This is a genomic window from Acinetobacter sp. GD03645 (assembly GCF_029845285.1).
GTDB classification, from domain to species: domain Bacteria; phylum Pseudomonadota; class Gammaproteobacteria; order Pseudomonadales; family Moraxellaceae; genus Acinetobacter; species Acinetobacter corruptisaponis.
This window is the reverse complement of sequence record NZ_JAOCLL010000014.1, coordinates 55,942-77,415: the sequence shown is the minus strand read 5'-3', so window position 1 is coordinate 77,415 and position 21,474 is coordinate 55,942. Positions and strand designations below refer to the sequence as shown.

The following is a 21,474-nucleotide window of genomic DNA, read 5'->3' as shown; positions in this document are numbered from 1 at the left end:
CAGAAACATATTTAGTTTTCCTCAAAATTGCGTTGATGCAATTGGTAGTACATACCATGTTTTGCCAGCAATTCGGTATGTGTGCCTTGTTCTATAATCTGCCCTTTGTCCATCACCACAATCACATCAGCATTTTCAATGGTCGATAAACGATGCGCAATCACAATGGTAGTACGACCTTGCATCGCCTCATCAAAGGCCTGTTGAATAAAATACTCAGATTCATTATCCAGCGCACTGGTGGCCTCATCCAGAATCAGGATTGGAGAGTCTTTTAAAATCGCTCTTGCAATGGCAATACGCTGACGTTGACCACCAGAAAGACTCAAGCCCTGTGCACCCAAAACCGTGTCATAGCCCTGTGGCAAGTTCATGATAAAGTCATGCGCATAAGCCGCTTTTGCCGCCGCAATCACCTGCTCGTCACTTGCATCCTGCAATTGACCATAGGCGATATTGTCACGGACTGAACGGTTAAACAGAATCACCTGTTGATTGACCATTGCAATCTGTGATCTCAGGCAAGACAATTCAATGTCCTGAACAGGCACACCATCAAAATTCAGTTGCCCACCGCTTAACTCCTGAAAGCGTGGCAGCATATTCACCAATGAGGTTTTACCCGCACCTGAACGTCCCACCAATGCAACTGTCTGTCCAGAATGTATCTTTAAAGAAAAATCTTTAATCGCATGTGTACCGTCTTCATAACGTAAATCTGCATGTTCAAACTGGATATTACCTTTAAGCACAGGTGTGAGTTGCCCCTTATTCTGTTCTTCAGGCAAATCCAGCAGTTCAAATACAGAGTGTGCTGCTGCCAAACCACGCTGTAATTTTTCATTAATATCCGTCAGGTTCTTCACAGGTTTTGAGATTAAACCTGCCGCCGCAATATAGGCAACAAACTCACCTGCGGAAGTGTCACCCAAAACTTGTGGACGTAGTGCAATCCATAAAATCACCGCCATCGCACAAGATAAAATCAACTGGATAATCGGGCTGTTAATATTTTGCACCACCACCATTTTTAAGCCACGGCGAAGGTTTTCTTCTGATGATTTATAAAAACGCTGTTGTTCAAATGCTTCACCTGTAAAGCTTTTAACAACACTATTGCCATTGATGGTTTCCTGTACCACATGGTTGACATCACCCATGGTATTTTGTACCTGAATCGACAGCTTACGCATTTTTTTCGAGGCAATACGCACCAGGATGCCAATCACTGGCATAAAGACGATAAAACATAGTGTTAAACGCCAATTGGTATACAGTAAATAGCTCAACAACCCAATAACAATCAAACCGTCTTTGATCAGGGTCTGTAAAGACTCTGATGACGCGGCTGAAAGCTGTTCAACGTTATACATTAACTTGGCAGTAATATGGCCAGAGCTATGATCAAGATAATATTGTGCAGGGAGCCTTAATAATTTGGCGTAAACTTCCTGACGAATACCAAAGACCAGCTGGCGTGAAATAACGGCGGTAAAATATCCACCTAAAAATAATCCAACGCCACGAAAAAACATCAATAGCACAATTAAAACAGGAAACCAGTTCAGATTCTCTCGATCACCATTTTGAATGGCATCAATAATATATTTCATCAGCTTGGCGACAGAGACTTCTGTTGTGGCATTAATCGCAAAACCGATCAATATAAATAAGGCAATGCCCCAATAAGATTTTAAATATGAGATGAGGCGCAAATAAACCTTAAAATCCTGATTCACTCAGTAAAACCTCTAGTCGGAACTTTAGTGCTGATATTGACATTAACAAAGCCAAGCTGACCTGCCACGTCCATCACACGAATCACGTCCTGATGGGTTGCCTTGGCATCAGCCGCAATAATAAACATGAGATCACGCCGATCCTGTGCAGCCTGCTTGATTGCGGTACTTAAATCAGCAATATCCTTGGTTGATAATGCCTGACCATTCACAGAATAATGTCCAGTCGAGTCTACCATGATTTCAATTTTCTGATCGAACTGTTTTGGTGGTACACCCTGCGCATCTGGCAAGGTCAGATTGATACGGCTTTGCTGGCTGAATGTTGTGGACAATAGCAAGAACACCAGAATGAACAACATACAGTCAATCATGGGGGTCAGGTTGATATGAATATCTTCAACCTGAGAACGTTTGAATTTCATCATGTCACCTACAATTTAGCTGGCACGACGATGTTCTTGTGCATGAGGCACTTTTCTATAAAAAAGCGCAGCATGAAACAAAGTGGATTGTTGTTCTAATTCAGCAACATACTCATGGACCACACGCTGAAAATAACGGTAGGCAATCATGGCAGGAATCGCAATCAACATCCCCACTGCGGTGGTAATCAGGGCCTTGGAAATTCCTGGCATCATCATGCTGGCATTGCCCGATGCACCGATATCAATCACTAAAAATGATTCGATAATTCCTAGAACTGTCCCTAACAAGCCAAGTAAAGGCGCAATTGCACTTAAAGTACCTAGGAAATTGATATTTTTTTCCAGATGGCTAATTTCCTGTGAAGCAGTTGCCTCCATCTGCGCACGCGCAAACTGCTCGCCTTGCTCGCGATGTTCATATCCCGCCTTGAGAATACGACCCAAAGGGCTTTTTGCGGCAGCATCCTGCTCCAAATGTGAAATGACAGATTCAGCATCTGAACCATTGACCAGCAAGGCCTGTGGTAATACCTGTGACCGTTTTAACCGAATATAACGCTCAATTGAAATTGCAACCGTAAAAATTGATGAGAGAATCAGCGGCAGCATTAACCAGCCACCTGCCTTGACAAGTTCCCACATATTATTCCCCAATAATATTTAAAATATAACAGGAGGTATTCTAAATTTTAGTTCGGTAAACAGATATTTAGAATGCCATCCAGCTCATCCAATGAGTGATAGTGAATGACCATTTTTCCTTTACCCTGTTGGTTATGGTCAATTTTTACATTCGCTCCAAAACGTTCTGAGAGTTTCTGGGTCAACTGCTCAATATCTGGAGAAACCTGAGCCTTTTCCTTTTCAGCTTTTGGTTCATTCCACTCACGTACCAATTGTTCAGTCTGACGCACTGACAGGGCTTTTTCAATCACGATTTGCGCCACATCAATCTGGTCTTTGGCTTTCAGGGTGAGAATGGCACGGGCATGTCCCATATCAATCTGCCCCTGTTGCATCAGGTCCTTAATTGGATCAGCCAGACTGAGCAAGCGTAATAAGTTACTGACTGTAGTACGCGCTTTACCCACAGTATCGGCTATTTCCTGATGGCTCAGACCAAACTCATCATGGAAACGTTGTAAGGCCAATGCCTGATCAATCGGATTCAGATCCTGACGCTGAATATTTTCAATCAAGGCCAATGCAATTGCGACCTGATCATTCAGTTCGCGCACAATGGCAGGGATTTCAGTTAAACCCGCTAACTGCGCTGCGCGCCAGCGACGTTCTCCCGCAATAATTTCGTAGGGGTGCTGTTCATCGTCAACAGGACGAATCACGATCGGCTGCATCACCCCATGTTTTTCGATGGATGACGCAAGTTCCTGTAAATCCTGTTCCTGAATAAAACGACGTGGCTGATATTCACCACGTTTTAACAAGTTGACATCAATCTGCTTGAGTTGACCATGATCCAGGGCTTGTGCTTCGAGTTGCAGTTTTTCTTTTTGAATTGAACCCAATAGCGCATCTAAACCACGACCTTTAGCCAATCCGCGTTTTTTGATGCTCATACAGCACTTCCTTTTTTCACTTTACTTTTCTTCAACATTTCTGCGGCAAGGTTTAAATAGGCAACCGCACCTTTAGAACTTTTCTCAAAATAAATCACTGGCAAACCATGTGCTGGTGCTTCCGCCAAACGAATATTTCGAGGAATCACCGTATCATACAGTTTTTTACCAAAATACTGCTCCAACTCTGCCGACACATCACGGGTCAGGGCATTACGGGCATCATACATGGTACGCAACACCCCAATGATTTCCAAGTTTGGATTGAGGGCTTTTTGTATACGGTCAATGGTCTGGGTCAAGTCAGCCAGACCTTCCAAAGCATAATATTCACACTGCATTGGAATAATAACACCATCTACTGCTGCCAAGGCATTCACAGTAATGAGGCTCAAACTTGGGGCACAATCCACAATAATATAGTCAAATGAGGACGCAACTTCCTGCAAGGCATTTTTCAGGATAAATTCACGCCCATCCTGCTCCGCAATGGCAAGCTCCACCCCTGCAAGCTCACGGTTCGCACCCAAGACCTTATAACCCACCTCAGCCTTTTGAATGGCTGTTTCAATGGGCACTTCGCCCAACAGCACATCGGTCACTGAATAAAGCAAGTCATTCTTTTGAACGCCAGACCCCATAGTAGCATTACCCTGTGAATCCATATCGACCAGCAACACACGTTTTTTCAAAATTGCCAAAGATGCGGCAAGATTCACTGCGGTCGTGGTTTTCCCGACACCACCTTTCTGGTTTGCAATTGCAATAATTTGAGCCATGACTACCCTTAATATTTTTTATTGAATACGTTGAAGTAACAGTAAATGACGTTGTTCATCTAATCTTGGTACACGAAGTTCAATCACCCTACATGAATATTGATCTTTGATTTGCTCAACTTCGTCGGTTGGTATCAAGCCTTTCATTGCGGCAATAATACTTTGCTCATGCATATAAGGCTGTGCAGCATCGACAAAGTCAGTCAGGGAAGCAAAGGCCCGACTTGTAATGACATCGAAATGACCAAGCTCGTTAATGCTGTCTTCATTTTCTACACGTGTTTGCACTGCAATTACATTTTTAAGCTTTAGATCGGCAATAAACTGCTTTAAAAAACGAATCTTTTTTCCATTCGAATCCAGAAGCACACAAGAACGCTCTGGTTGGCATAATGCAATGATCATGCCTGGCATACCACCACCCGTTCCCACATCCAGCAAACGTCCCTGAGGCAAATCATTCAGGATACTCAGGCTATCCAGTAAATGTTTCACCAGCATTTCTTTAGGATCACGAATGGCGGTCAGATTGTAGGCCTTATTCCATAGCACCAAAGCATCTTGATATTTCAATAAGAGTGTTAAGGCCTCATCACTCAGGTTTAAACCCAAAGCTTGGCTACCTTGCTTTAATTCTTGAAAAAAAGGATGCATAGCGGTGTAACATCTCGATAAATATGCTGTGCAGTATACCGATTTCTGATACAAGACACAGTAGGACTTGTTGAACGATTATGCAGTTAAACAGCGGCAAACATGATAAACTGCACAATCCTATAGGTTTTTGTCTTTTTCCATACAAATCAAATAAAGACAGTGTTTTACTACCTTTTAAGAAAAAACACCCTGTTTGATGTGTTGATCCAACTGCTGCAAGCGCTCAGGCGTACCCACATCCACCCAAACCGCCTGCATCTTTTCAGCCGAAACTTGCTGTTGCTGCATTGCCTGTTTTAACAATGGCGCCAAAGGTCGCTTGCCATTTTCCAGACCAGCAAACATCCGCGGATGAAGCACCGCAATACCGCTATAGGTTAATGCCTCGCCCAACTGTTCCTGTTCAAAGGTATAGGCCAGTCCATTGGAAAGGATAAAATCACCCTTTAAATGCTGTGGGGGATTTTCCACCAAGACCAAATGTGCCTGCTGCTCACCTAACTGAACATCTAATAATGAAGCAAAATCCATGGTGGTCCAGACATCCCCATTCACCAGAATGAATGGCTCATCACCCAACAATGGCAAGGCATTGATGATTCCACCTGCGGTTTCAAGACCCTCACCCTCATGTGACCATAGGATTTTGACACCGAATTGAGAACCATCACCCAAGGCATTCGCCAGTTTTTCGCCTAGCCATGCGGTATTGATGACGATTTCAGTCACACCAACTTTCTGGAGCTTTTCAATGTGCCAGACAATCAATGGCTTGCCACCAACTTCCAGTAAAGGTTTTGGAGTATGTAAGGTTAAAGGACGCATACGATTGCCGAGACCCGCAGCAAGAATCATGGCTTTCATTATGCTGCAACCTCATAGTCGCCATATTTGGCAACGAATTTTGGCATCACTACATCACGGATGAACTGCATAAAGTCATTCAGCTCTTCATAGCCTTGACTCTCTTCAAGCAGGTACCACATCACACGCGGTAAATCTTTTAAATAACCCGATTTACCATCACGCTCAAACAATCGCACGAAGATACCCAAAATCTTAAGGTGACGTTGAATCGCTATTAAATCAGCATCACGCTTGAATTGTTCAAAACTACGGTTTTCTTTTGCAGTTTCAGGCAACAGGTCATAGAACACTTTAAACCATGCATAAACACGTTCAGCATTCCATTGCACATAAGCATCACGGGTAATCGAGATCAGGTCATAGGTATCTGCACCAATCACTGCATCCTGAAAGTCAATTACGCCAAGCACTTGCTCATTGTCGATTTTCATGAGGTTACGACTATGAAAATCACGGTGCACGATGACTTGTGGTTGATGGGTTGCTTCAATCGCAAGGAAGTCGAATGCCTGCTCAATGGTTTCAAGCTGCTGTTCTGTAGGCTGAATATTCAAGGATGGCAACATCCATTCCGTCAACAGACGCATTTCGCTCATCAGCTTTTCATAGGAATAGGCAGGTAAATGATCTTTTCCATCAATCTGCTGCAACTCAATCAACTGCTTAAAGCTTTGTGCATAGTATTGGTCAACAGTTTCGTCATTCAATAAAGTGGACAACACCACATCACCAAAATCTTCAAGCAGCAACAAACCCTGGGTTAAATCCTTGGCGACGATATGTGGCACACGGACCCCATGTCCATCAAAGAACTCATCAATACTCACAAATGGAACACAGTCTTCTTTTTCAGGTGGCGCATCCATGAGCATATAGGTTTTGTTTTGTAACTTGATTCGCGCATAACGACGAAAGCTTGCATCTCCTGCCAAAAAACTGATCTCAAATTGATCGGACTGAAGAACGGCTTGAAGCCAAGTTTGTATCAATTGTTCACGTTGTGTATTCATTTGCAATAAAATCTAAAACTAGCTGAGATTTTGAAAGCTTAAGTGTAGCCACTTATCAACTTTTTCTCTATGATGCGACAATAATTAATTGTGAATTAGCGTACTGGTTAATGAGACAATGAAACATCAGTTTAAATTTAATCCTTTAGCAACAGCTATTTTGACACTTTTGTGTGGCGGCTCGATTCAGTCAGGTTTCGCAGCTTCAGCTGATGCCGTCTCTACGCTTGACAATAAACAGCTTAAAGCCCTCGCCCAACAAAATCAGGCTCAGCCAGAGCAAGAAAGCTATAAAGGTGAAAAGTTTTTCCATCAATATTATGTGGACAAATCAGCAGCAGAAGCCCAGTTACGCGACAATCGCTATCTAAGTTCCTCCTTTTGTCAGGGCACATGGATTACCCCGATTAATCCACAAACCAAGCCATCCGATGCCAATAACACCACTTCAGTAATCACCGCAGACTATGGTCATTACAACCCTGAGGGAAATTCTTTCCTGCAAGGCAATGTTGTTATTGATCAGGAAGGGCGCAGTATTCGCGCAGATCAGGTCACCATTGATTCATCCCAAACCCATGCAAAAGCGCAAGGACAAGTACAGCTTGCACAATCAGGCCTGCTCACGCAAAGTGATGAGATTGACTACAACCTAAAAACACAGACAGGTGATTTAAACAATAGTTTCTACATCTCTGAACAGCAGCATGCGCATGGTTATGCAAGTCAAATCCAGCGTCAGAATGAAAACCTGGTTGTCTTGAAAGATGCAAGCTATACCGCCTGCCCACCTGGACAAAAACCAGCCTGGAAAATTCAGGCAAAGCAAATTGAACTGAATCAGGATACAGGTCGTGGTGTAACACGTGGCACCAAGCTTTATGTCAAAGATGTCCCTGTACTTGCCATACCCTATTTCAATTTCCCGATTGATGACCGCCGTACTACAGGTATTTTAACCCCTACTTTCGGTTATACCAATGATGGTGGTGCACAGCTTGGCGTGCCTGTTTATCTTAACTTGGCACCAAACTACGACTTAACGCTTACCCCAAGCTTTATGAGTAGACGCGGTGGCAAACTGGATGGCGCATTCCGCTATATGACTGAGAGTTTTGGTTCAGGTCGAATCTGGGGCGGATATTTACCAAACGACAATCAATATGACAATAAAGACCGTGATGACCTGCATTTTATTCATTACTGGAAAATGAATAATCAATGGTCGACCAATTTAGAATATAACTATGCATCAGATAAGGATTATTTCGCAGACTTTGAAAATAATCCAAATAGCAAAACCGATGTGAATCTACGTCGTGCCTGGGAACTGAATTATCAAAATGGTATTCCTGGTCTTAAAGCTCAGTTGAAAGTCGAAGATTTCCAGACACTGGATAAAACCATCAAAGATGCAGACAAGCCTTATGCCCGACTGCCACAATTTTTATTAAATTACGTTACAGGCGATCCACAAGGATTACAGTATGAATTTAATAATGACACTGCATATTTCAAAAAGTCCATTGATGATGATTCAGCATTAGAGTCAAGTGGTACGCGTATCTACAACCAGTTTGCCGTTCGCTATAACTACATCACACCATCTTGGTTCTATGCAATCCCAGAAGTTTCTGTGCGTAGCATCAATACATTCTATGATCAGGACTCAAAAGAAAGCCTTGGTCTTTCCAAATCTGATGATCTGGAAAAATCCGTTGTTGTGCCTCAGTTTACGTTGGCAACAGGTGTCACTTTCGAAAAAGAGGGCAAATACCTGCAAAGTATTTCACCACGTGCTTTTTATGCCTACTCACCTTATAAAAAGCAGGATGATTATCCAAACTTCGATTCAACCACAGCCTCAATCAACTATGACCAGCTTTTTAACCCCTACCGTTTCTATGGCCATGACCGTCTGGATGACAACAACTTTTTGTCATTGGGTGTAACCTATAGTTTATTGGATACAGAAGGTCTGGAGCGTATTCGCGCCAGTGTCGGTCAAAGCTATTATTTTAGTGATCGACGTGTCAGCCTAAACCAACAGCCTGACGAGTTTGATACCCAGCGTCAGACAGGTCCTATTGTCAGTGTATCTAGTCAGCTCAACCAGAATTTCACCATTAACGCCAATTCAGCTTGGATGTCGAATGGTGACAATGCCCAGCGAGATGTGCAAGCCTACTATACAGGCGATCAGGGCAACCTATATAACTTAGGCTATTTCTACCGTAAAAATATTCCTGACCGTCAGAATTATTACGATCAGGTTGTTGCATCCTTTATACAACCTGTAAAGGATAATTGGCGTATTATGGGCCATGCTCAATATGACCTGGACAATAACTTAATGCGTGAGTACCTGCTTGGCATCAATTATGAGTCTTGCTGTTGGGCTGTTTCAGTCTATGGTCGTTCCTACTATAACGATCTGGATGATCCGAACTCTCCAGATGTTCGCAAAAAACGTGCGGTTATGGCTGAGTTTACCCTGAAAGGTCTAGGTGCCTTAAACAACAAACTTGCCTCTCTTCTGGAAAATAGAGTTTTAGGTTTCAACAAAATTAATCAATCTTGGACACAACGTTAATGAAGATACAACACTTTCAACATATCTTTAGAGCCACTGTTCTCGCTGCCCTAGTTTCTTCATCAATGCAAAGCTTTGCCCAACCTACGGATGAGGTTGTCGCAATTGTGGACGATAGTGTTATTCTTAAAAGTGACTTAGAGCAAGGAATTGCGGAAACGGAACACCAGTTAAAAGCACAAAATAAAACGGTTCCACCTCAACAGTATTTACAAATGCAGGTACTTGACCAATTGATCGTTCGTCAAGCCCAGTTAGAGCAAGTCAAACGCTATGGCATTAAACCAGACGAGAAAAGCCTGAATGCAGCAGTGTTAAAAGTTGCGAATCAATCAGGTGCCAGCACATTAGAGGCTTTCCAACAGAAACTGGATGCCATTGCGCCTGGTACTTATGAAAATCTACGCAACCGAATTGCTGAAGATTTGGCAATTGGTCGCCTGCGTCAACAACAGGTGATGTCGCGTATTAAAATCAGCGACCATGATGTTGAGAATTTCCTAAACTCACCTGAAGGTCAGGCTGCCTTAGGGATTCAGGCACACGTCATTCATATGCGTATTTCGGGTGAAAATACCGATGAAGTCCAAAAAGTAGCTCAAGAAGTTAAACAAGCCTTGGCTACAAGCGATGATCCTAAAGCGATTAGCTCAAAACTGTCCACTTCAACCGTCAAGGTTGATGGCGCAGATATGGGTTTCCGCCCACTGTCTGACATTCCTACCGAACTTTCGGCGCGCATCACCCCATTAAAAGTAGGTCAAACTACTGAACTGATCAATGTTCGTGATGGTGTTCATGTGCTTAAATTACTTGAACGCAAACAGAATGATCAAAAAGCCTTGGTTTCTCAATACCAGACCCGCCACATTCTGATTCAATCATCAGAAGTTGTAACGTTAGACCGTGCCAAGCAAATGATTGACAGTCTTTACAAGCGTGTAAAAGCAGGAGAAGATTTTGCAACATTGGCCGCAACCTATTCAAATGATACAGGTTCTGCCCGTGATGGTGGTAGTCTCGGCTGGGTTAGTCCAGGAATGATGGTTCCAGAGTTTGAACAGGTCATGAAAGACACACCTGTTGGGCAAGTCAGCAAACCATTCCAGACCCAGTTTGGGTGGCATATTCTACAGGTTACAGATACTCGCCAGCAGGACATGACCAAGGAAGTTCAGGAACGTATGGCCCGCCAGATTTTAGGTGAACGTCAGTTTGATACCGAAGTGGATAGCTGGACACGTGAACTTCGTGCCAATGCCTATGTTGAAATTAAAGATGCCAACTTAGATACCAAAGCTCCACAAAAATAATCCAGCTACTTTAATGCAAATGCCAGTTTTAAAGCTGGCATTTTTTATGTTCGTGATAAAGAAAAACAGCGGCAAATGCCGCCGTTTTTTTAGCTACAAATTATTATTTGTAACGATCAACCATTTTCTCTAAAGAAATTGGACGAATCTTGTCAGCATTACCTGCAGTACCAAAAGCTTCATAACGATCGATACAGATTTGTTTCATCGCTTCAACTGTCTCGCCAAAAAATTTACGTGGATCAAATTCGCTTGGTTTTTCAGCCATCATACGACGCATTGCACCCGTTGAAGCCAAGCGCAAGTCAGTATCAATATTAATTTTACGCACACCATGCTTGATTGCCTCAACAAGCTGCTCTACAGGCACACCGTAAGTTTCCTTAATATCACCACCGTATTGGTTAATCACAGCCAGCCATTCCTGTGGTACAGAGCTTGAGCCATGCATCACAAGATGCGTGTTTGGCAGTGCAGCATGAATTTCTTTAATACGGTCAATTGCCAGAATATCGCCTGTAGGTGGGCGAGTAAACTTGTATGCACCATGTGAAGTGCCAACAGCAATCGCCAGGGCATCAACATTGGTATCTGCCACAAACGAGGTTGCCTCTTCAACAGAAGTCAGCAATTGAGAATGGTCAAGTACACCTTCCGCACCAACACCATCTTCTTCACCAGCCATACCTGTTTCAAGACTACCCAGACAGCCAATCTCACCTTCAACTGAAACACCACATGCATGCGCCATCGCAACCACGCGACGCGTTACATCAACGTTGTAATCGTATGAGGTTGGTGTCTTACCATCCGCGCCCAATGAACCATCCATCATGACTGAGCTGAAACCCAACTGGATAGAACGCTGACAAACATCAGGGCTTGTACCATGATCCTGATGCATTACCACAGGAATATGCGGCCATTCTTCAATCGCTGCCAAAATAAGGTGGCGGAGGAACGGCGCACCTGCGTATTTACGCGCACCAGCCGAAGCCTGCACGATTACAGGTGAGTTTGTTGCATCCGCAGCGAGCATGATTGCACGCATTTGTTCTAAGTTGTTTACGTTAAATGCTGGTACGCCGTAGTTATGTTCCGCAGCGTGATCCAAGAGCTGGCGCATTGAGATGAGTGCCATAATATCCTCCCAGGTAATGCGCCATATTCTACATGCTGATTTATTTCAATTCAGCAACTAATCACAGGAAATCAAAAAAAATCCCCGATCTTTTATGTAATCTGGTAAACGAATTGTATTTTCCAATAAAAAAAGACCAAATTTATGAATAATTTGGTCTTTTCCGTATTTACACTGGGTTTATTAAAATTAACAATACCCATCCAGACGGGTCAACGGCAATTTTTTACCAATCGCCTTTTCAATCTCTGGTAAATAAAAAGCATCGTCTTCAGACAGGAAGCTAATACTTACGCCCTGCGCTCCTGCACGTCCTGTACGCCCAATACGGTGTACATAATCATCAGATTGCTCTGGCAAGGTAAAATTAATCACATGCGACACACCATCGACATGAATACCACGACCTGCCACATCGGTGGCAATCATAATGTTGTGCTTGCCCTGCTTGAATTGGTCCAGCATCTTTAAACGCTTGTCCTGGGCAATTTCACCCGACAACATCCCAACCTTATAACCATCACGTTTGAGATGGTCATATAAACGGCGGACCTGATCCCGACGGTTTGCAAAGATCATGACCTTATCAATAGGCTCATCACGCAAAATGTCTTGCAGAAGCTTGTACTTGTCTTTTTTCTCAACCACATACACACGTTGCTCAACATCCACATTGGTTTTCTGCTCAGGCTCAATCTCAACCGTAACAGGTTCATACAACCATTGGCGTGCAAGATTGAGGACATCGTAGCTAAACGTTGCCGAGAACATCAATGTCTGACGCTGTTCCTTAAATGGCGAATAACGCACAATACGTTTTACTGAAGGAATAAAGCCCATATCCAGCAGGCGGTCTGCTTCGTCAATCACTAAAAATTCGATTCGGTCCAGCCAGACTTCTTTTTGCTCAACAAAGTCAATCAAGCGCCCTGGTGTCGCAACAATAATATCAACAAAATTCTTGTCCAGCATTTTCTTTTGCTTATCAAAATCAACACCACCCAACAAAGTGACCAGATGTAAATTTGAGAATTTTGTTAAAGCCTGAGCATCACTTTCAATCTGTAAAGCCAACTCACGTGTCGGTGCCAGAATTAAGGCACGGGGTTCGCCACGAAAACGCTGGTCCTGAATGGGATTATTGAGTAGATCATTGATCACGCTAATCAAAAAGGCCGCTGTTTTGCCTGTACCCGTTTGCGCTCGACCAATGGCATCATGCCCTGCCAACGTATATTTTAAAACCTTTTGCTGAATTGGGGTCATTTGTGTAAAACCCAAAGCATCAATCGCTTTTTTTAACTGCGGATGTAAATTTAAGGTTTCAAAACCAGATGTCATATATGCACTCGAACCATCAATGAGCAAAAGAAAGTCGCTATTATAAACCATAAAAAATAAAAACGCCCCAATAAGATTGGAGCGTTTTTTATTGCGTTAGAGCAACAAATTAGTCTAAAGGCTGAACGTTTTCAGCTTGGAAACCTTTTTGTCCTTGAACTACGCTGAATTCTACGCGTTGGCCGTCACGCAAAGAACGGTGGCCATCACCCATAATTGCGCGGAAATGAACAAATACGTCATCACCACCATTACGCTGAATAAAACCAAAGCCTTTAGTGTCGTTAAACCACTTTACTACGCCTTGTTCACGAGCTGTCATAAGTCAATCCTCAGATATTGAAAGATAAGGACCTTCCGGTGTTGCAAACAGCAGAGCCAACAAGGTTTTAAAATTTTTTATAATTTTAAAGCTTGTAATCATTCTGTAAAACTATCAACAATTTCCGGTTACATCCATTTGTTATAGAGTTTAATATAATAAAATTTAATTAAACACTTTCTAAAACGCATCGAGCTTAACATGGGTTTATGATAATTAATAGATTTATTTTAAGTTATTTCTAATGTTTCTATCTGTTTTCTTCAATCATTTAGCTGTTTTTTTAATGAGATTTCCCCCTCTAAAATCACACGAAAATTTGCTAAGATAATGACGTATTCAGCGGTTTAAACGATTATGACTCTTATTTCCAGTTCACCTGAGATTATTGATGCCCTAGGACAACCCTGTCCAATGCCACTGTTGATGCTGAAACGTGCCTTAAAAAAGGCACCCGAAAAACAGCAGTTTTTACTCAAGTCATCCGATCCACATAGTGAAATTGATGTAACACGATATTGCCAAATCCAGCAACTTCAATGCCAGCCTCAAAAAATTTCAGAGAATGAGTTTCACTATTTAATTGAATCTATGTAATTCTTTGCTAAACTCTGACTAAAGATAAATGCATTAAATTTACATTTCTATACTCAAATTTCCTTAGTGATGAAGCGTATTCGCATTAAGATGAAATTGTTGACTTAAATATAATCCTATAAGGAGACTCCATGACTACTGACAGCAGCAATCAATTGATGCCCCTGTCATTGTCTGCGCCAGGTGTAAACCTTGGTGCATATATCAGTACTGTCAATCAAATTCCAATTTTAACGGCTGAGCAGGAAAAAGAACTTGCCGAACGTTACTATTATGACCAGGACCTCGACGCAGCCAAATTATTGGTGATGTCACACCTACGCTTTGTGGTACATATTGCACGTAGCTATGCAGGTTATGGTCTTCCGCAAGGTGACCTGATTCAGGAAGGCAACCTTGGACTAATGAAAGCGGTTAAACGCTTCGACCCAAACATGGGGGTTCGTCTGGTTTCTTTTGCTGTGCACTGGATTAAAGCCGAAATCCATGAATATGTGATTCGTAACTGGCGCATTGTTAAAATTGCCACAACCAAGGCACAGCGTAAATTATTCTTTAACTTACGCAGCCTAAAAAAATCAAGTAAAAAACTGACCTTAGAAGAAGCACGCTCAATTGCAAATGATTTGAATGTAACACCTGAGCAAGTGCTTGAAATGGAAGGTCGTTTAACCGCTTATGATGCTGCGTTTGAAGCACAGGGCGATGATGATGACGATACTCCACATACCGCCCCTGCACTGTATTTGGAAGACAATCGTTACGACCCTGCGCGCTTGATTGAAGAGGAAGATTACGAGGAACAAAGCACCACTGCCTTACATGAGGCCATGGATCAGCTTGATGACCGTTCACGTAACATTCTACAGCGTCGCTGGCTGGATGATGATAAGTCGACCTTGCATGAACTTGCTGCTGAATATAACGTTTCTGCGGAACGTATTCGCCAACTTGAAAAGAATGCGATGGAAAAAATCAAAACCGCCATGTCTGCGAGTTAAGATTACATCAAACACAAGGGCTTTCATGCCCTTTTGTTTTATCTGACTTTGTTTAAACACCCGAATATGTTAAGTTTGTTCATCAAATTTCCAGTTCCATTATTATTATGTGGATAGCAATCTCTGCGCTAAATCTCGCACTTGCGGTCATGTTAGGAGCCTTTGGTGCGCATGGACTCAAATCTTTTGCCACACCTGAGCAACTGGCTTGGTGGAGCACAGCAACCCAATATTTTTTCTATCATGCGCTTGGCTTACTGATTCTGGGTGTACTCCATAAAACCACACCAACTTTCCCAATAAAGACTCCTTTTATTTTGATGCAAATTGGCATCATTTTTTTCTGCGGTTCGTTGTACATTATGGCGCTCGGCTTACCTAGAATTCTTGGTGCTATCACCCCGATTGGGGGTGCATTCATGATTGTGGGTTGGCTTTTGCTCGCATGGCAAGCGCTTAAGCATGCGAAATAAGGATTTATCATGCACATCTATTTAAATGGCGAGTTGACTGACACGCCTTGTGAAAACCTACAGCAATTGATTCAGGTGTTGGCTTTAGAGGGCAAACGCTTCGCTGTGGAGAAAAATCAACAGATCATTCCGAAAAGTAAACTTGAGCAAACCACAATTGCTCCCGAAGATCGTATTGAAATCATTCAAGCTGTTGGTGGCGGCTAATCGGCTAAAAATGGAGTAGCCCATGCAAGATTCCCCTTTAATTATTGGCTCACGTACTTTCCAATCTCGTTTATTGGTCGGAACAGGTAAATATAAAGATTTAGATGAAACTGGTTTAGCCATTCAGGCCAGTGGCGCTGAAATTGTGACGGTGGCAATTCGCCGTGTAAATATCGGACAACATACTGATCAACCCAACCTGCTTTCAGTGATTTCACCTGAAAAATATACCATCCTGCCAAATACTGCGGGCTGCTTTGATGCAGATAGCGCAATCCGTACCTGTATGCTGGCACGTGAACTGCTTGATGGTCACAATCTGGTGAAGCTGGAAGTTTTGGGTGATGAAAAAACCTTATATCCAAACATCACTGCAACACTGAAAGCAGCCCAAACCTTGATTGATGATGGTTTTGAGATCATGGTCTATACCTCGGATGATCCAATTGTGGCGCAGGAGCTGGAAAGCATGGGTTGTGTGGCCATCATGCCTTTAGGTAGCTTAATTGGTTCTGGTCTTGGTATTTTGAATCCACATACCATTTCAATTATCAAGGAAAATGCCAAAGTACCTGTGTTGGTCGATGCAGGTGTGGGTACAGCCAGTGATGCAGCGATTGCAATGGAATTGGGCTGTGATGGTGTCCTGATGAATACAGCGATTGCGGCGGCTCAAAATCCGATCTTAATGGCTTCTGCCATGAAAAAAGCAGTTGAAGCAGGTCGTGAAGCTTATCTGGCAGGTCGTATGCCTCGTAAACGTATGGCAAATGCAAGCTCGCCTGAAACAGGTTATTTCTTTAAATAAAAATTAAATCTAAAATAAAAGGGCAAACATGCCCTTTTATTATTTTCAAATTTTAGCGTGATTCCAGATTGACAAGGTGAACAATACTTTCATTTGGCAATAAAACAAGTTCTTGCAAAACATCTGGTTTTAGCATTTTGATTTTGCTCTTAGGCATCCATGAAATGACTTCGGCAGCAGTTGAATTAGTTTCAAGATAAGCTGATTTCTGTTGAATTTCCCCTTTGTAAATATAAAGAAATTCATGGAATTGTCGTTCTGAAGCAGTGTCATAAAAGAAATTTTCAACAATGGCAAAAAGTACAGGTGAATTAAAAATCTCTCCTGTTTCCTCAAGTACTTCTCGTTGAATCCCTTCCAGTGTTGTTTCAGAAAATTTTAATCGCCCGCCAACTAAAGAAATACTCCCATCAGGAAAGTTTGATACTAAAATTTGATCTTCATGCTCGATCCATGCTGCTACACGGATATTAAGTTTCCCCTCAGCTACTTCCAATGTTAAGTCTTTCATCTAATACTCAATCATCTTAGTAGTGTTAATATTTTCAAATTATATTGATCGAAAATTTTTCGAACAAAAGGTGTAACATTCCAACTGTTTTCTAATAATTCATCACCATTAGACCAATAACAAATCGTATGAGCATGGATATTAATATTCTTCTCGAGTAATAGCAGAACAATGGCCCATCTACTATCATTATCTAAATCACCTATCTCTGTAAATGACTCAAGTAGTATCTCCATCAGTACAAATTTTTCTTCATCTAAAGTCTGATTGTGTAAATAATCTTCTAGAAATTCATCAATCCGAGTGGCATCAGCAACTTCGTATTCCCAATCTTGCATATTATTATGATAAGGTAAATTTAAACGTTTTGATAAAGCTGCTATTGCCTCTTTTGTTGGAAACTTAGGAATATATTCATTATCTTTCATTTAATATTTTTTCCAAATTCTGCTTTGCCTGTAATTCAAAATTCTGTTGAAAATATTCAGTCTGATAAAGCGGTTCTGTTTGATAGAAATATCTCAGGACTTCTTTTCTTTTGACTGAGTAAATTTCAGGATCAACCCAGACATATTCCTGTTGTATCTGTTGTTCATATGCTACAAAACGTGCTGGCGAGCTAGCTAAAATGGCTAAATCAATATCCAGTAAAAACTGTAAATCCAATTCATCTGTTGGCGCATGTTTTTGTGTGGCTAAAATCCATTGCTTAATTTTAATAACCGTTTGATCGGATAAATCAGCAGCCAAACACTGCTCAAATAATTCTGCACTCTTCAATTCATTATCTTTAGCTTTTGGGTCATAAACTGCATCATGAAACCAGAGTGCCAAGGCAACTGCATGTGCATCATTTAAATATGGTTTAACCGATTCAAGTAAGGTCAGACATTCATAAAGATGTTGAACTGTATGATACGCCCGTTGTTTTTCGCTATAGGCAGAGATCAGCTTATTCAACATTTTCTGTGGTTCAGAAAAATGATAATGCTGATCTAAATCACGCCATGATTTTTCCAAAGTTGATAGATATAGCTGCATGGCTTAACGCTGTATTTCCTGATTCAACCACTTTGCCAACGACTCGGCATCTTTACGCTCAAGAAATAGTTTAAATAAAGTGCAATCACCAAACTCATGCGTCAGTTCTTGCTGACGGACAGGATGGTTACCAAAACGGAAACGTCTAGTACCATCTGTATCCAGAGGCAGCGCATAAACACCGTAACTGCGAGGTTCAGTCAGTTTACCTTTTAAACAGACCTGATCGAATGAGATCGCATGTTTTAACAAATATTGCTTACTCAGCATCTCATCCCCCTAAAATGCCTAGGCTGCGTGCTGTTCATCCCGCTTAAAGACCAGTTCTTTTGCTGATGAACTCTCTGCATCAAAATAATAGCCATCCGTGTTAAATGCTTTGAGCTGTTCAGGTTGGCTCAATTGATGCTGAATCATGTAACGTGCCATAAGTCCCCGTGCTTTTTTGGCATAAAAACTAATGACTTTATATTTTCCATTTTTTTGATCCAGAAACACAGGCTTGATAATCTCTGCCTGAATGTTCTTTTCATTTACCGATTTATAATATTCGTCAGAGGCTAAATTTACCAATACTTTTGCATCAATATTTGCCAAGTCCTGATTGATCTGATCCGTAATAATATTGCCCCAAAACTCATATAGGTTATGGCCACGGGTATTGTGTAGTTTAGTACCCATTTCCAGACGGTATGGCATCATTAAGTCTAGCGGACGCAACAAACCATACAGCCCAGACAACATGCGTAAATGCTGTTGTGCAAAATCAATTTCCTGATCATCCAAATGATAGGCATCCAGCCCTGTATAGACATCGCCCTTAAATGCAAACATGGCTTGGCGGGCATTGGAAAAATCAAAGTCCGCATTCCAGTCACGGAAACGCCCAACATTTAGGTTGGCGATTTTCTCACTAACACTCATTAAAGAAGCAATTTCAGTTACTGAAAGTTTGCGGCACACGTCAATCAATTGTTGAGACTGTTGCAACAAACGAGGTTGGGTATAAGTATCTGTTGGTAAAGCTGTTTCGTAATCCAAAGTTTTTGCTGGGGAAATTAAGGCAAGCATAATCAATCAAAGTGAATCTAAATTCCCTAAACTATAACAGTTGATAATTTTTAATGCCAATTCGTGTTCTCGCTAAGTTTTATCGGTAAAATAGTGGATTCTTCCATTATCCATTACATTTCTTATGTCTGAACAAATATTCATTCAGGGTCCTGTTGGTCAAATCGAAATGTTTGTTGATCAACCCAAAGGTGAAATTACAGGTTTTGCGGTGGTGTGCCATCCTCACCCTTTACAAGGCGGCACACCACATCACAAGGTTCCTGTGTTGCTGGCACAGATTTTCAATGAAATGGGCTGTGTGGTCTATCGCCCAAGTTTTCGTGGTTTAGGCGGAAGCGAGGGTGTTCATGATCAGGGTCATGGTGAAACGGATGATATTCTGGCGGTGATTGAATATGCCCGTGAAAAACATGCTGGCCTAACATTTTATGCAGGTGGCTTTAGTTTTGGTTCGCATGTACTGGCAAAATGTCAGGCGCAACTCAGCGAAGAGCATCGTCCAAAACAACTGGTTTTATGTGGATTGCCTACAGGTTCAGTGGTCGAATTGCGTCATTACACCACTCCAGCGATTGATGGTGATATTTTATTTGTCCATGGAGAACAGGATGATATTACCCTGCTCTCTGACATGATCGCATGGGCAAAGCCACAAAAGCATCCGATTACCATTTTGCCAGGTGCCAACCACTTTTTTACAGGTTATTTAAAACAGCTCAAACAAGTGATTGCCCGCTTCCTCAATGTGTCGATTTAACAACAAATCTAACAAAAATTACGTCTTTTAGGCCTGATGTCTGTTATATCACTAGCGATAAATAGGCATTAGGGTTCTTTGATGAAATTAAATAAAAAACAGGGGCTTTTTTTAAAACATACCATTGAGTACTGGCAGCAGCAAGGCACCATTACGCCTGAGGTTGCCAATAATCTCAAAGACAGTTTTTCGATTCGTTCCTTTGACTGGGAACGGCTGGCAAAGTATTCATTCTGGATTTCGATGATCTGTGCAGTGATTGCCATTGCAGCGATTACCCTTGATGAGTTTTTGATGAATCTGATCGAGAAAATCTTTGTCGATTCAAAACTCATTCCCTGTCTGATTTTTGCTGTCGTTGCGGCTGCTTTTTATCTATTTGCCTATCGTCGACGTCAAACCAAACCCCTGCATCAGTTTAGCAATGAAGCCATTATTTTTGGCGGGGTACTTTCCACGGCTGTTTCGGTGGCTTATCTGGGACAGGCAATTGATACAGGGAGTGGGCATTTTTCATTATTATTCCTGCTTTCAACCATCATCTATGCTGCACTGGCCTTTTGGTTTCCCTCCAAATTGATCTGGGTGTTTTCCCTGCTTTCGCTCGGCTCATGGTTTGGTGCAGAGACAGGCTATATGTCAGGTTGGGGAGCTTATTATTTAGGCATGAATTATCCATTACGCTTTGTCTTATTTGGTGGCGTAGTGATTGGTTTAAGCTGGCTATTTAAACGTCATGTACGGTTTTCAGATTTTGCGCATTCTACCTATGTGATGGGCTTGTTATACCTGTTTATTGCCTTGTGGATTCTGTCGATCTTTGGCAATTATGGCGACCTGAATAGTTGGTACAATGTCAAACAATATGAGTTATTACACTGGGGCATTTTATTTGCCTTTGTCGCCATCATTGCAATTGTCTATGGCTTAAAACACGATGATGCAACTTCTCGTGGCTTTGGTATCACTTTCCTGTTTCTTAATCTGTATACCAAGTATTTTGAGTTTTTCTGGAATGGTATGCACAAGGCGATTTTCTTTATCTTGCTGGCAGCATCTTTCTGGTGGATTGGACGACATGCAGAAAAACTCTGGAATCTGGAGTTTTTAACGCATGAAACCAAGAAATAGAGAGCTAAAATTAAATAAGATATTGATTATATATAAATTTATCTATTAAATTTTCTATATTTTCAAGTTTCATGGTTTATATCTGACACTTTAAATCAATTAATAGT

Annotated in this window: 25 protein-coding genes; 9 read left to right on the top strand and 16 right to left on the bottom strand. The window is 41.8% G+C overall.

The features are described 5' to 3' along the window. Window positions 1–11: 11 nt before the first annotated feature. The 8 genes from msbA to N5J47_RS12430 all read right to left on the bottom strand — a co-directional run bounded on the left by msbA (window position 12) and on the right by N5J47_RS12430 (window position 7,057). On the bottom strand, window positions 12–1,739 hold the full coding sequence (msbA, locus tag N5J47_RS12465) for a lipid A export permease/ATP-binding protein MsbA (protein WP_279960447.1): 1,728 nt from the start codon (window positions 1,737–1,739) through the stop codon (window positions 12–14). Further along, window positions 1,736–2,164 carry a biopolymer transporter ExbD gene (locus tag N5J47_RS12460; protein ID WP_004679501.1) on the bottom strand — a complete coding sequence of 143 codons (429 nt, stop codon included), beginning with the start codon at window positions 2,162–2,164 and terminating at the stop codon, window positions 1,736–1,738. The genes msbA and N5J47_RS12460 overlap by 4 nt, the downstream gene beginning before the upstream one ends. A gap of 15 nt (window positions 2,165–2,179) precedes the next feature. Continuing rightward, window positions 2,180–2,809, bottom strand: coding sequence for a MotA/TolQ/ExbB proton channel family protein (locus tag N5J47_RS12455; protein ID WP_279960446.1), 630 nt, complete (start codon window positions 2,807–2,809; stop codon window positions 2,180–2,182). Window positions 2,810–2,856: 47 nt separating this feature from the next. After that, on the bottom strand, window positions 2,857–3,744 hold the full coding sequence (locus tag N5J47_RS12450) for a ParB/RepB/Spo0J family partition protein (RefSeq protein WP_279960445.1): 888 nt from the start codon (window positions 3,742–3,744) through the stop codon (window positions 2,857–2,859). After that, complete coding sequence (locus tag N5J47_RS12445; RefSeq protein ID WP_267979647.1) at window positions 3,741–4,523, bottom strand: ParA family protein; 783 nt, start codon at window positions 4,521–4,523, stop codon at window positions 3,741–3,743. The genes N5J47_RS12450 and N5J47_RS12445 overlap by 4 nt, the downstream gene beginning before the upstream one ends. Before the next feature lie 18 nt (window positions 4,524–4,541). Beyond that, entirely contained in the window at window positions 4,542–5,177 is a 636-nt protein-coding gene (gene rsmG / locus N5J47_RS12440; RefSeq protein ID WP_267979648.1) for a 16S rRNA (guanine(527)-N(7))-methyltransferase RsmG, read from the bottom strand. A 177-nt stretch (window positions 5,178–5,354) separates the two neighbouring features. After that, a complete protein-coding gene (gene murU / locus N5J47_RS12435) occupies window positions 5,355–6,044 on the bottom strand; it encodes an N-acetylmuramate alpha-1-phosphate uridylyltransferase MurU (RefSeq protein ID WP_279960444.1) in 690 nt (229 codons plus the stop codon). After that, window positions 6,044–7,057 carry a phosphotransferase gene (locus N5J47_RS12430; protein ID WP_279960443.1) on the bottom strand — a complete coding sequence of 338 codons (1,014 nt, stop codon included), beginning with the start codon at window positions 7,055–7,057 and terminating at the stop codon, window positions 6,044–6,046. The genes murU and N5J47_RS12430 overlap by 1 nt, the downstream gene beginning before the upstream one ends. A 118-nt stretch (window positions 7,058–7,175) precedes the next feature. Between N5J47_RS12430 and N5J47_RS12425 the strand changes: the two genes are divergently transcribed. Together N5J47_RS12425 and N5J47_RS12420 are read left to right on the top strand one after the other, a co-directional pair. After that, the gene (locus tag N5J47_RS12425) at window positions 7,176–9,650 is read left to right on the top strand and encodes an LPS-assembly protein LptD (RefSeq protein ID WP_279960442.1); all 2,475 of its coding nucleotides are present in this window, start codon (window positions 7,176–7,178) and stop codon (window positions 9,648–9,650) included. Beyond that, window positions 9,650–10,963: a peptidylprolyl isomerase gene (locus N5J47_RS12420; RefSeq protein ID WP_279960441.1), complete on the top strand. Its 1,314-nt coding sequence runs from the start codon at window positions 9,650–9,652 to the stop codon at window positions 10,961–10,963. Before N5J47_RS12425 ends, N5J47_RS12420 begins: the two co-directional genes overlap by 1 nt. A 103-nt stretch (window positions 10,964–11,066) precedes the next feature. Here the strand turns inward: N5J47_RS12420 and fba are convergent, their stop codons facing one another. The 3 genes from fba to N5J47_RS12405 all read right to left on the bottom strand — a co-directional run bounded on the left by fba (window position 11,067) and on the right by N5J47_RS12405 (window position 13,767). Beyond that, entirely contained in the window at window positions 11,067–12,104 is a 1,038-nt protein-coding gene (fba, locus tag N5J47_RS12415; RefSeq protein ID WP_267979653.1) for a class II fructose-bisphosphate aldolase, read from the bottom strand. A 189-nt stretch (window positions 12,105–12,293) separates the two neighbouring features. Beyond that, on the bottom strand, window positions 12,294–13,445 hold the full coding sequence (gene rhlB / locus N5J47_RS12410; protein ID WP_279960440.1) for an ATP-dependent RNA helicase RhlB: 1,152 nt from the start codon (window positions 13,443–13,445) through the stop codon (window positions 12,294–12,296). Between the two features lie 109 nt (window positions 13,446–13,554). Further along, window positions 13,555–13,767, bottom strand: a complete 213-nt coding sequence (locus tag N5J47_RS12405) for a cold-shock protein (RefSeq protein WP_004653893.1) — start codon at window positions 13,765–13,767, stop codon at window positions 13,555–13,557. Window positions 13,768–14,124: 357 nt separating this feature from the next. On the opposite strand from N5J47_RS12405, the gene N5J47_RS12400 reads away from it, so the two are divergent. From N5J47_RS12400 to N5J47_RS12380, 5 genes are all read left to right on the top strand, one after another. Further along, on the top strand, window positions 14,125–14,364 hold the full coding sequence (locus tag N5J47_RS12400; protein ID WP_004679523.1) for a sulfurtransferase TusA family protein: 240 nt from the start codon (window positions 14,125–14,127) through the stop codon (window positions 14,362–14,364). 131 nt (window positions 14,365–14,495) lie between these two features. Further along, a complete protein-coding gene (gene rpoH / locus N5J47_RS12395) occupies window positions 14,496–15,365 on the top strand; it encodes an RNA polymerase sigma factor RpoH (RefSeq protein ID WP_004679525.1) in 870 nt (289 codons plus the stop codon). Between the two features lie 107 nt (window positions 15,366–15,472). Further along, the gene (locus N5J47_RS12390; protein ID WP_279960439.1) at window positions 15,473–15,838 is read left to right on the top strand and encodes a DUF423 domain-containing protein; all 366 of its coding nucleotides are present in this window, start codon (window positions 15,473–15,475) and stop codon (window positions 15,836–15,838) included. A 9-nt stretch (window positions 15,839–15,847) separates the two neighbouring features. Continuing rightward, window positions 15,848–16,045, top strand: coding sequence for a sulfur carrier protein ThiS (gene thiS, locus N5J47_RS12385; RefSeq protein ID WP_004682254.1), 198 nt, complete (start codon window positions 15,848–15,850; stop codon window positions 16,043–16,045). Between the two features lie 22 nt (window positions 16,046–16,067). Continuing rightward, the gene (locus N5J47_RS12380; protein WP_279960438.1) at window positions 16,068–16,853 is read left to right on the top strand and encodes a thiazole synthase; all 786 of its coding nucleotides are present in this window, start codon (window positions 16,068–16,070) and stop codon (window positions 16,851–16,853) included. A 52-nt stretch (window positions 16,854–16,905) separates the two neighbouring features. Here the strand turns inward: N5J47_RS12380 and N5J47_RS12375 are convergent, their stop codons facing one another. The 5 genes from N5J47_RS12375 to yaaA are packed head-to-tail and all read right to left on the bottom strand — an operon-like array spanning window position 16,906 to window position 19,476. Beyond that, complete coding sequence (locus N5J47_RS12375) at window positions 16,906–17,364, bottom strand: NUDIX domain-containing protein (protein WP_279960436.1); 459 nt, start codon at window positions 17,362–17,364, stop codon at window positions 16,906–16,908. Window positions 17,365–17,375: 11 nt separating this feature from the next. Next, on the bottom strand, window positions 17,376–17,792 hold the full coding sequence (locus N5J47_RS12370; RefSeq protein ID WP_279960435.1) for a hypothetical protein: 417 nt from the start codon (window positions 17,790–17,792) through the stop codon (window positions 17,376–17,378). After that, a complete protein-coding gene (locus N5J47_RS12365; RefSeq protein ID WP_279960434.1) occupies window positions 17,782–18,405 on the bottom strand; it encodes a metal-dependent hydrolase in 624 nt (207 codons plus the stop codon). Before N5J47_RS12365 ends, N5J47_RS12370 begins: the two co-directional genes overlap by 11 nt. 3 nt (window positions 18,406–18,408) lie before the next feature. Further along, window positions 18,409–18,675, bottom strand: coding sequence for a hypothetical protein (locus N5J47_RS12360; protein WP_279960433.1), 267 nt, complete (start codon window positions 18,673–18,675; stop codon window positions 18,409–18,411). An 18-nt stretch (window positions 18,676–18,693) separates the two neighbouring features. Beyond that, window positions 18,694–19,476 carry a peroxide stress protein YaaA gene (gene yaaA, locus N5J47_RS12355; protein WP_279960432.1) on the bottom strand — a complete coding sequence of 261 codons (783 nt, stop codon included), beginning with the start codon at window positions 19,474–19,476 and terminating at the stop codon, window positions 18,694–18,696. Between the two features lie 124 nt (window positions 19,477–19,600). Here yaaA and N5J47_RS12350 point away from each other — a divergent pair, with 124 nt between their 5' ends. Both N5J47_RS12350 and N5J47_RS12345 read left to right on the top strand, forming a co-directional pair. Beyond that, entirely contained in the window at window positions 19,601–20,236 is a 636-nt protein-coding gene (locus tag N5J47_RS12350; protein ID WP_279960430.1) for a hydrolase, read from the top strand. An 81-nt stretch (window positions 20,237–20,317) separates the two neighbouring features. Further along, entirely contained in the window at window positions 20,318–21,367 is a 1,050-nt protein-coding gene (locus N5J47_RS12345; protein WP_279960429.1) for a DUF2157 domain-containing protein, read from the top strand. The last annotated feature ends 107 nt before the right edge of the window (window positions 21,368–21,474 follow it).